7 protein-coding genes are annotated in these 9,443 nt (G+C 58.5%); 6 read left to right on the top strand and 1 reads right to left on the bottom strand.

Features of this window, described 5'->3' with window-relative positions; genetic code table 11:
* The 4 genes from ACIREA_RS18870 to ACIREA_RS18855 form a co-directional block, all read left to right on the top strand.
* On the top strand, positions 1 to 796 hold a 796-nt coding region (locus ACIREA_RS18870), incomplete at its 5' end, for a hypothetical protein (protein ID WP_397383890.1).
* Between the two features lie 249 nt (positions 797 to 1,045).
* Positions 1,046 to 4,324 carry a carbamoyl-phosphate synthase large subunit gene (carB, locus tag ACIREA_RS18865; protein WP_397383889.1) on the top strand — a complete coding sequence of 1,093 codons (3,279 nt, stop codon included), beginning with the start codon at positions 1,046 to 1,048 and terminating at the stop codon, positions 4,322 to 4,324.
* A 240-nt stretch (positions 4,325 to 4,564) separates the two neighbouring features.
* Entirely contained in the window at positions 4,565 to 6,049 is a 1,485-nt protein-coding gene (locus ACIREA_RS18860) for a hypothetical protein (protein WP_397383888.1), read from the top strand.
* Between the two features lie 102 nt (positions 6,050 to 6,151).
* Positions 6,152 to 6,529, top strand: a complete 378-nt coding sequence (locus ACIREA_RS18855; protein WP_397383887.1) for a hypothetical protein — start codon at positions 6,152 to 6,154, stop codon at positions 6,527 to 6,529.
* 70 nt (positions 6,530 to 6,599) lie between these two features.
* Here ACIREA_RS18855 and ACIREA_RS18850 read toward each other — a convergent pair whose 3' ends face one another.
* Positions 6,600 to 7,475: a sugar phosphate isomerase/epimerase family protein gene (locus ACIREA_RS18850; protein ID WP_397383886.1), complete on the bottom strand. Its 876-nt coding sequence runs from the start codon at positions 7,473 to 7,475 to the stop codon at positions 6,600 to 6,602.
* Between the two features lie 242 nt (positions 7,476 to 7,717).
* Between ACIREA_RS18850 and ACIREA_RS18845 the strand changes: the two genes are divergently transcribed.
* Both ACIREA_RS18845 and ACIREA_RS18840 read left to right on the top strand, forming a co-directional pair.
* A complete protein-coding gene (locus ACIREA_RS18845) occupies positions 7,718 to 8,812 on the top strand; it encodes a dihydroorotase (protein WP_397383885.1) in 1,095 nt (364 codons plus the stop codon).
* Between the two features lie 84 nt (positions 8,813 to 8,896).
* Positions 8,897 to 9,443: CocE/NonD family hydrolase (locus ACIREA_RS18840; RefSeq protein ID WP_397383884.1), on the top strand; the 547-nt coding region annotated here is incomplete at its 3' end.

The following is a 9,443-nucleotide window of genomic DNA, read 5'->3' as shown; positions in this document are numbered from 1 at the left end:
CTGCCGTCCACCCGAGGGTTTCGAACGCTACCAGGCCGAGCTGTTTGAGACGCGGAAGGATTACATCGCCGCCGGGGGGCCTGAAAACTCCGGGGGTGTCTATATGAGCGGAGACAAGATCTTCCGGGTGCCGTTTCCCAGCATCGGCCTCAAGCTTCTGGGCAAGACCTACGCCAAGGATGAGAACTACGACGGGGGCACCTTGATCCATGAGATCACCCATCAGGTGATGGATGCCTACCTGACCTTCCTTCCCGTGTGGGTCATCGAAGGGACGGCTGAATACACGGAAATGCTGCCCTACAACGCCGGAAAATTCCGTGCCGACGCGCACCAGAAGGGCCTGAAAGACCACATTCAGGAGATGCAGAAGCGCGGGTATGCCATCGAGATTGGCAATCTGGAGGAGCACCTGAAAATGAACCGTGCCACCTGGTCTGGCATCACCGACATCTCCAACAAAAAAATGGGGGAGCTCTACTTCCGCTCCGTGCTCGCGGTGTATTTCTTCTGCCATCTGGATGGCGACAAAAAAGGCACGCGGTTCATCAAGTTCATGGACGCGGTCTATGGCGAGACCGAGGCGCTGCGCACCTTTTTCAAAGATCCCCGCGTCAAGCACCTTGAAGGCGGCCGCTTCAGCTACCCGACGAACTTTCCGCCGCCGGACATGAAGTCCGAAACCGCGCCGTTCAAGCACCTCGATCTGCTCCTTGATGGGAGAAGTTATTCACAAATCGCGCAGGAAATGACCGAGGCCTACAAGGGTATCGGGGTCAAAATCTCAGTGAATTGAGCTGATGAGCTGAAAACCGGCGAAACAGCCCCTTTTTGGGAGCTATTTAACGTCTTTTCCACCCCTGCGTTTGACGCACCGCACCGACTGTGCAAGATGCCGGGCTTTCCGGCCCCGCGATGCCGTAGCCCTAGCCTGCCAGCCAGTGGTTCCTTCGCTCCGAAAGCGCCCAGATCATACGCTTTCTACCCCTCTCAACCCGCCGCACTCGTCGTCCGCACCCGGATTTCGTCATATTTTTCCTCCCCCATGCCCAAAGATACAACCATCCATCGCATCCTCGTCATTGGTTCCGGCCCCATCGTCATCGGCCAGGGCTGTGAATTTGACTATTCCGGCGTCCAGGCCTGCAAGGCCCTGCGCGAAGAAGGATATGAAGTGGTGCTCATCAACTCGAATCCGGCCACGATCATGACGGATCCGGAATTCGCCTTCCGCACCTACATCGAGCCCATCACGCCTGAGATGGTGGAGAAGATCATCATCAAGGAGAAGCCGGACGTGCTGCTGCCCACACTGGGCGGCCAGACCGCGCTCAACTGCGCCATGTCTCTGCACCGCGCAGGCACCTTGGACAAGCATGGCGTGCGCATGATCGGTGCGAAGCCGGACGCCATCGAGAAGGGCGAAGACCGTCTGCTGTTTAAGAATGCCATGCTCAAGATCGGGCTCGATCTGCCGCAGTCCGGCGTCGCCCATACGATTGAGGAGGCCCGCGTGATTGCCGAGCAGATCGGTACCATGCCGCTCATCATCCGCCCTGCCTACACCCTGGGCGGCACGGGCGGGGGCATCGCCTACAACAAGGAAGAATTTGAAACCATCACGGCCAGTGGTCTTGACCTCTCGCCCGTGACAGAAGTGCTCATCGAGGAATCGCTCCTCGGCTGGAAGGAATTCGAGATGGAGGTCATGCGCGACAAGGCGGACAACTGCGTGATCATTTGTTCCATCGAAAACTTGGACCCCATGGGCGTGCACACGGGTGACTCGATCACCGTGGCTCCCATCCAGACGCTTACGGACCGCGAGTATCAGATCATGCGTGACTTCTCTTTCGCCTGCATCCGCGAGATCGGCGTGGAGACGGGTGGCTCAAACATCCAGTTCGCGGTGCATCCCGACACGGGCCGCATGATCGTCATCGAGATGAATCCGCGCGTGAGCCGCAGTTCCGCGCTCGCCTCGAAGGCCACGGGTTTCCCGATTGCGAAGATCGCCGCCAAGCTCGCCGTCGGCTACACGCTGGATGAACTGAAGAACGATATCACCCGCGAGACGCCTGCCAGCTTTGAGCCGTCCATCGACTACGTGGTGACCAAGGTGCCGCGCTTCACCTTCGAAAAATTCCCGGGTGCCAATGAGACGCTGACCACGCAGATGAAGTCTGTGGGCGAGGCCATGGCCATCGGCCGCACGTTCAAGGAGTCCATGCAGAAGGCGCTGCGCAGTCTGGAAATCAAACGCTTCGGCCTCATCGGCGATGGTGCCGACAAGGAAGTCGATGACGAGACGCTGACCTCGAAGCTCACGGTGCCGAATGCGGAGCGCATTTTCTTCCTCGGCCAGGCTTTCGCGAAGGGGTGGACCGTGGAGCGTGTGTTTGAGCTGACGAAGATCGACCGGTGGTTCTTGAGGCAGCTTGAGGACATCGTGAAGGAAGACCTGCTCATCCCCAACCAGTCTGGCGAAGCATTGATCGCCCAGATCCCTGAAGCTGAACGCACGGAGGAAAAGAAGGCGGAAGTTCTCACCGCAGCGATGCGCAAATGGAAGCGCATGGGCTTCTCCGACAAGCAACTCGCCCATTCCTTTGGTGTGGATGAGAAATACATACGCGCCGGTCGCATCAAGTATGGAGTGGTTCCCACCTACCGCCTCGTGGACACCTGCGCGGCTGAGTTTGAGGCCTACACGCCCTACTACTACAGCACCTACGGCATCGAGGACGAAGTGCGGGACAACGACCGCAAGAAGGTCATGATTCTCGGTGGCGGTCCGAACCGAATTGGTCAGGGCATCGAGTTCGACTACTGCTGCGTGCATGCGTCCTTCGCCCTGCGTGAGCTGGGCTATGAGACGATCATGGTGAACTCGAATCCTGAGACCGTCTCCACCGACTACGACACCAGCGACAAGCTCTACTTTGAGCCGCTCACGCTGGAGGATGTGCTGAACATCTACGAGCGCGAAAACCGCCACGATCAGGTGCTTGGTGTCATCGTGCAGTTCGGTGGCCAGACGCCGCTGAACCTCGCCAAAGGCCTCGAAGAAAACGGCGTCCGCATCATCGGCACCTCGCCGAAGAACATCGAGCTCGCGGAGGACCGCAAGCTGTTCGCCAAGTTGCTCGACGATCTTGAATTGCTCCAGGCTCCGAGCGGCACCGCGACCTCGCTGGAAGAGGCGCTGGCCATCACTGCGACGATTGGTTATCCCAGCCTTGTGCGCCCCAGCTTCGTGCTGGGTGGTCGTGCCATGCAGATCGTTTATAGCGATGCTGAACTGACCCACTACATGAAGAATGCCGTCGAGGCCACGCCCGACCGCCCTGTGCTGGTGGACCGCTTCCTTGAAGACGCCACGGAAGTCGATGTCGATTGCATCAGCGACGGTGAGACCACTGTCATCGGTGCCATCATGGAGCACATCGAAGAGGCTGGCATTCACTCCGGCGACAGCGCCTGCGTCATCCCGCCCTTCAGCCTCAGCAAGGAAATGCAGGATCGCATTCGCGATGCCGCGAAGAAGCTGGCCAAGGCCCTCGGCGTGCGCGGCCTGATGAACATGCAGCTCGCCGTGAAGGGCGATGATTTGTATGTCATCGAAGTCAATCCGCGTGCCTCCCGCACCGCACCATTCGTCAGCAAGGCCATCGGCGTGCCGCTGCCGAAGCTCGCCGCCAAGATCATGGCGGGCATGACCTTAAAGGAACTGGGCTTCACCGAGGAAGTGATTCCGAAGCATCACAGCGTCAAGGAAGCCGTCTTCCCCTTCAGCAAGTTCGCCGGCGTGGACATCATCCTCGGCCCGGAAATGAAGAGCACCGGTGAAGTCATGGGCATCGACTACGACCTCGGCATGGCCTTCGCCAAGAGCCAGATGGCCGCTGGCGGCACCCTGCCCACGAAGGGCAATGTGTTCATCAGCGTCAAGGAAACCGACCGCCCCAACGTCGTGAAAATTGCCAAGGGCTACGCCGACCTCGGCTTCACCCTCTACGCCACCAGCGGCACCGGCGGCGTCATCAAGGAAGCCGGCATTGCGGTGAACATCCTTCCCAAACTCGCCAGCGGCCAGCGCCCGAACGTCATCGACCTGATGAAGAACAAGGACATGGCCCTCGTCATCAATACCCCGAGCGGCAAAAATCCCCGAGAGGACGAAATCAAGATCCGCACCGCCTCGATGCAGAACCGCATTCCGATCATGACCACACTGCGCGGTGCAGATGCCGCACTGCGGGCGATCAAGTCATTGCAAGGAACCGAGGTGCAGGTGCGGGCGTTGCAGGAGTATCATCAATAATACTGCCGCGTTTCATTTGATTCCTCTACAAAGCGCGGACGAAAGTCCGCGCTTTTTTCATTTTCGGCTCTGCCATTTTGAGTTATGAAACTCCGATTATGGAGTCATAAAAAACCACAATAAGATAAAAAATGGCTCGCTCATTGGATTGACACGGTTTGGCGAAATTTCTTATAAACATCAATCGCGCCTTCGATTAATCACAACGCTGTCCAAGACCGTCTTAACGGACGACCAAGGATGGCTGACATCCAATCTCTACAGGGTCCCATTCATTGGCAATGGAGGCCCCTGCTATTGATCGCGTTGATGGGGCTGTTGTCTTATTTCCCCATGGTGCAGGCCTATGTCTGGGCCATTGATGACTATCCTTTGTCAGAGATGGCCCGGGTGGGAGGCATGGAATATTTGGTCAATGCCTTTCAAGAAAGAGGCTTCTGGCGCCTTCTCCAGCACGGACTGGTTGGATGGATCCTGAATTGTGGACCGTGGCTGCCGGGGCTTCTCGCCATCGGCTCGCATATATTGACGTGCCAGTTTTTCTATCTGGTTTTCCGCCGTGTGTGCGGGAATCAAGACGGCGTGCTGCTGTTGGCTATCATTGCCGCTTGTTCGCCGTTTGGATTCCAGGCGATAACCTGGACGTCGGCCCTGCCTTACATTCTGAGTTCACTGATCCTGTGGGTGTCCATCTGGTTGTTTCTGCGAATCCATTCCACTCCAAACCGGGCCTGGTTGATCTGGGGGCTGATTTTCGCAGCCTCTCTGCTGGTTCATGAGCACTTGCTCTTTGCTCTGGCCTTTGTGGCAGGCGCTGCGTGTCTGATGACTCCACAGCCTGACCCGTGGGGGACTTGGTTGAAACCATCCATTCGCTGGGTTCCTCCGCTGATGGCATGCCTGTATCTCGTTGCTTACGTTTTATGCAAACCGCAGGACCATCCCCTTTATATGGAGCCTCATTTTCATTGGCCGGCTTTGCTCAGTCCGCTGGGCAATCTCTGGCAGTGGCTGGACATTTGGGCTCCTGTCTCCAGCCCGTCTCTATGGCAGATAGCGGCCAGTGAATGGCCTTTGGGATGGTTTGGTCTGGGCCTTTGCATCTTGGGTGGCGTTGCCGCCTTGTGGATGACTCCTGCGGCTCCGGATCGGTTCAACGAGATCGACAAAGGCCATGGCAAAAGGGTGATGGCTGCCATGTTGATCTTGTTCTTGATGGCCAGTTTGATCTATGTGCCTGCCGGCGGATATTCGCTGGATTCACGGAAGCGGTACCCTTTGTTTTTGTTTCTGCTCGGTGGTGGTGGGATGGCCGTTTTGACCTGGGGGAGGGGAGTCATTCTTTGTTGGCCGCATTGGCAGAAAAGGGCCTCCATGAGCTTGTTGGTAACGGCTCTGATGCTGGCCTGCTGGCTGCATACCGGCTTGTGGAGAGCAGAGGCCCGGGCGACTCGGTTGTTGTCGGATTTTCTGGCCGCGAATCCAAGTTATCATCAAGTCTATGCCAGCAAACTTGTGGAACCCGCAAAGATTTCTCCTGCGACGTTGCGTCTCCATGGCCAGCCTTGGATTCTGACCCTTTATGTCAGCCAGCCCTTTGCGATGGACCATCCTGGCCAGCCACAACCTGTCATCAAAGCTGTTCCCAGCCTAGGCATTCCTTCATTGAGCTATGACTATAGGAACCGGGAGTGGAAGGTTTTGCCTTCTTCCGTTGTTCCGTGAGGCGCGCTCAATTTGTTGCAGCCCTTGGGCTTGGATTTTTTTTTGGGCAGCTCAGTTTAACAATGGATAGATGACGGAGTGAACCTGCATTATGGAACGGGCATGAACGACCACCCTCTTCCAGCCCTTCGAAACCAGCTCCTCAGTCTGCACAAGCTGCTCATGAACTCAGAACGGTCTGCGTATGAGAAAGAAGGGAATGTCATCGAGTCGCCGATGCAATTTCTGCAACTGCTCATGGAGCATGAGCGCTTCGCGTGGCTGAGACAGCTCTCGCAATTGGTGGTGATGATGGACGAGGCGATGGAGGAAAAGCCGCCGATCACGAAGGAGCGGAAGGATGCGCTGGTGGGTGAGGCGCGGCATTTGCTCATGGGCTCCGAGGAGCCGGGGAGTTTTGCGGTGCGTTATGCCAAGGCCCGCGAGTGCGAGTCCGCAGTGGCGGCCGCGCATGCCGAGATCAGCAAGAATTTTGAATAGCGTGCTGACGGACGGCCATTGAGAGGAGCGCGGTCACTTTGTCCGCGCTCCCTTTGACGCAGCACTTCGTTTACGCCAGCGCTTCTTTGCAATACTGGACGCACTTGGCCACTTCGGCGACGGCGGTGGAGCCTTCGGGGATCTTGTATTCCAGCTCGATCTCGGCGGGGAAGGTCCACTTTTCCTTTTTCATCAGCTGCAGCACTTCCTTGATCGGGGTCTGGCCCTGCCCCCAGGCCACGTTGCCACCGTCGGCGGTGCGGTCCTTCAGGTGCAGGTTCACGATGCGGTCGTGGTACTTCTCCAGCACAGGAATGGGCGACTTGCCCTTCGTGCCGGCAACATAGTGGCCGATGTCGAGGTTGAAGCCGATGAACTTGCCGAGATCCAGGATGGAATCGAACTTGTCCATCTCCGGCAGGTTGTTGGTGTGGTTGTGAAACCCGACCCAGATCTGGTGCTTGTCGGCATACGGCGCGACGCGCGCGGCGAGGATGGCATTGCGCTCGGTGGTCACGCCCGTGCAGCCCAGCGCCTTGGCTACGAGGAAGCTGAATTCGATCTCCTCATTCGACTGCCCGAAGCCCATCTTGTGGATGTGAATGTTGACTCCCGCATCGTTGTACATCTTCCGCAACTCCCGGCACTTTGCGAGCTGCTGCTCGCGCTCCGTGTCGGTGGCCTTGGCATTGATGCCGGCGTAGAGCTGGATGGGGCCGCCCATGAGCTCGGTCTCGCTGAGGCCATCATCGAGAAGCGCCTTGAGCGTCTCCTCGGCTGTTTTCGCCGAGCTGCGGTAGCTGTAGGTGATGCAGCCGATGCGCACGCCGTTGAAGACGGAGCTGGGCTTGTCTGCGGCAAAAGAAGGACGGGGAAGCGTGAAGCCGGTCGCGGCTGCGAATGCGGTGCCAAGAAAGGTGCGGCGGGAAAGCGGGTTTGAGTTCATAGGAAGAACAAGGGGTGGTTGAGTGGTTCGGTTTGTGCCCCGTTTTTGCCACATTCTCCTCGTGAAGTCACGCCAAACCGCCGAATCTTGATCCCTACATTGAGGGCGCGGCTAATTGAAGCAGTGTGAGCACTCCTGCCCTCACCCTTTATCTTCGCGGCTTTGCCGCCATTAATGATGGCGGACAAGAGTGTCCGCGCTCCCTTCTTGCCGCGTTCGCTTCCCCGGTTTAACGGAAGGGCATGACCCTCACGCTTCCCAAGTGGTTCGATCTCCACACGCATTTCCGCCAAGGCCCGGCGATGGGCTCATATGTCCAGGCGCATCTCGACATGGGCTGTGCAGGGGCGCTGGCGATGCCGAACACGCAGCCGCCGGTGTCGCGGGTCTTAGGAGCGGCGCAAACAGACGGTTGGTCGATCGAGAGCTACTCGGCGGAGTTGCGCGCGGCGGGGGCGGATGGGTTTGAGCAGTTGATCGTGCCACTTTATCTGACGCGGCAGACCACGGCGGCAATGATTGCGGAGGGCGCGTCGTCGGGGCAGTTGCGGGCCTGCAAATATTACCCGCCACATGGGACGACGAACGCGGAGCATGGGATGCCGATGGATGACTTGATCGGGGGCGAGGTGCTGCGGGCGATGGAAGAGCATGGCATTGTGCTGTGCATTCACGGAGAACAGCATGGGCTGAGCGGGCCGGACTACATCGATGCGCAGCAGAATGCGGAGACGAGGTTTTACACGGAGCGGATGCCGCGACTGCTGGCAGCGCATCCCAAGCTGCGGATTGTGTGCGAGCATATCACCACACGCACGGCGGCGGAGTTCGTGGCGCGTGCGCCGGAGCATGTGGGTGCGACGATCACGCCGCAGCATTTGCTGTACACGCTGGGGCATCTGATTCAGGGGCTGAAGTATCACCTGTACTGTCTGCCGATTGTGAAGTTTCAGGATGATCGTGCGGCCTTGCGACAGGCTGTGACGACTGCGGGGCAGACGAAGTATTTCGCGGGAACGGACAGTGCGCCGCATACGACCAAAGCGACGGCCTGTGGCTGCGCGGCGGGCTGCTTTACCGGAGGCTGTGCGCCGCAGCTCTATGCGATGGCGTTTGAAGAGGCGGGCGTGGATCTCGGCACGGTGGAGGGGCAGGCGCTGCTGGAGCGTTTCCTGTGTGTCAACGGACCGGGGTTTTATGGTTTTGCGGCCTCGGAGAAACGGTTTGTGATGGAGAAGGGCGTGCAACAGATGGCGGTGCTGGAGACACCTGCCGGGCCGGTGACGCCACTCCCTGTGGGAATGGGCATGGAGCTGACGTGGCGGATGGTGGGGTAATGCAATGCTCGCGCTGCAGAGAATGCGCCCAGCTTTGTCATATCAACGCGTGTGTGGGATCACTCAGCAGCCTACACGTTATCCATGAAAAATTCGTTCCTGCTGCTAGCTGCCTCGGTGTCTCTTCTTTCGTGCCATGCGTCGGCGGATGATGCGCTGGCGGGGAAGATGCGGGCTTTGTTTACGATGGCGGACGTGGATCACAACAGCGCGCTCTCCACCGAGGAGCAGGCGCAGGCGGTTGAGTTTGTGAAGAAGACCTACGGCGAGCAGTGGGCGCGGCAGATCGAGGGGATGCTGAAACGCGCAGCGGCGGACAAAGTGGTGTCGTCTGAGAGCTGGCTGAAACAGGTCGGGGAATCCACGAAGCCGGTGGAGAAGCAGACCGAGAAGCTCGCGATGAGAGATGGCATCAAGCTGGCGACAGACATCTACCTGCCGAGCGGGGAGGGGCCGTTTCCGGTCATTCTTTCTCGCACGCCGTACAGCCGGGTGAAGGGCAGCGGGAGCGGAGCAGGCTTCACGGCTGCCGGTTATATTTTCATCATTCAGGACATGCGCGGTCGCTTTGAGTCGGAGGGTGAAAACATTCCCTTCATCGGCTGCGGCTGGGGCGATCATCAGGATGGCG

The organism is Prosthecobacter sp. (assembly GCF_044373815.1).
Taxonomy (GTDB): Bacteria; Verrucomicrobiota; Verrucomicrobiia; order Verrucomicrobiales; family Verrucomicrobiaceae; genus Prosthecobacter.
This window is presented reverse-complemented; position numbering and strand designations above follow the sequence as displayed.

What these genes read in the sequence shown, in the direction of transcription:
- carB (WP_397383889.1), top strand. Translation starts at nt 1,046, where the DNA reads ATGCCCAAAGATACAACCATCCATCGCATCCTCGTCATTGGTTCCGGC.
- ACIREA_RS18860 (WP_397383888.1), top strand. Translation starts at nt 4,565, where the DNA reads ATGGCTGACATCCAATCTCTACAGGGTCCCATTCATTGGCAATGGAGG.
- ACIREA_RS18855 (WP_397383887.1), top strand. Translation starts at nt 6,152, where the DNA reads ATGAACGACCACCCTCTTCCAGCCCTTCGAAACCAGCTCCTCAGTCTG.
- ACIREA_RS18850 (WP_397383886.1), bottom strand. Translation starts at nt 7,475, where the DNA reads ATGAACTCAAACCCGCTTTCCCGCCGCACCTTTCTTGGCACCGCATTC.
- ACIREA_RS18845 (WP_397383885.1), top strand. Translation starts at nt 7,718, where the DNA reads ATGACCCTCACGCTTCCCAAGTGGTTCGATCTCCACACGCATTTCCGC.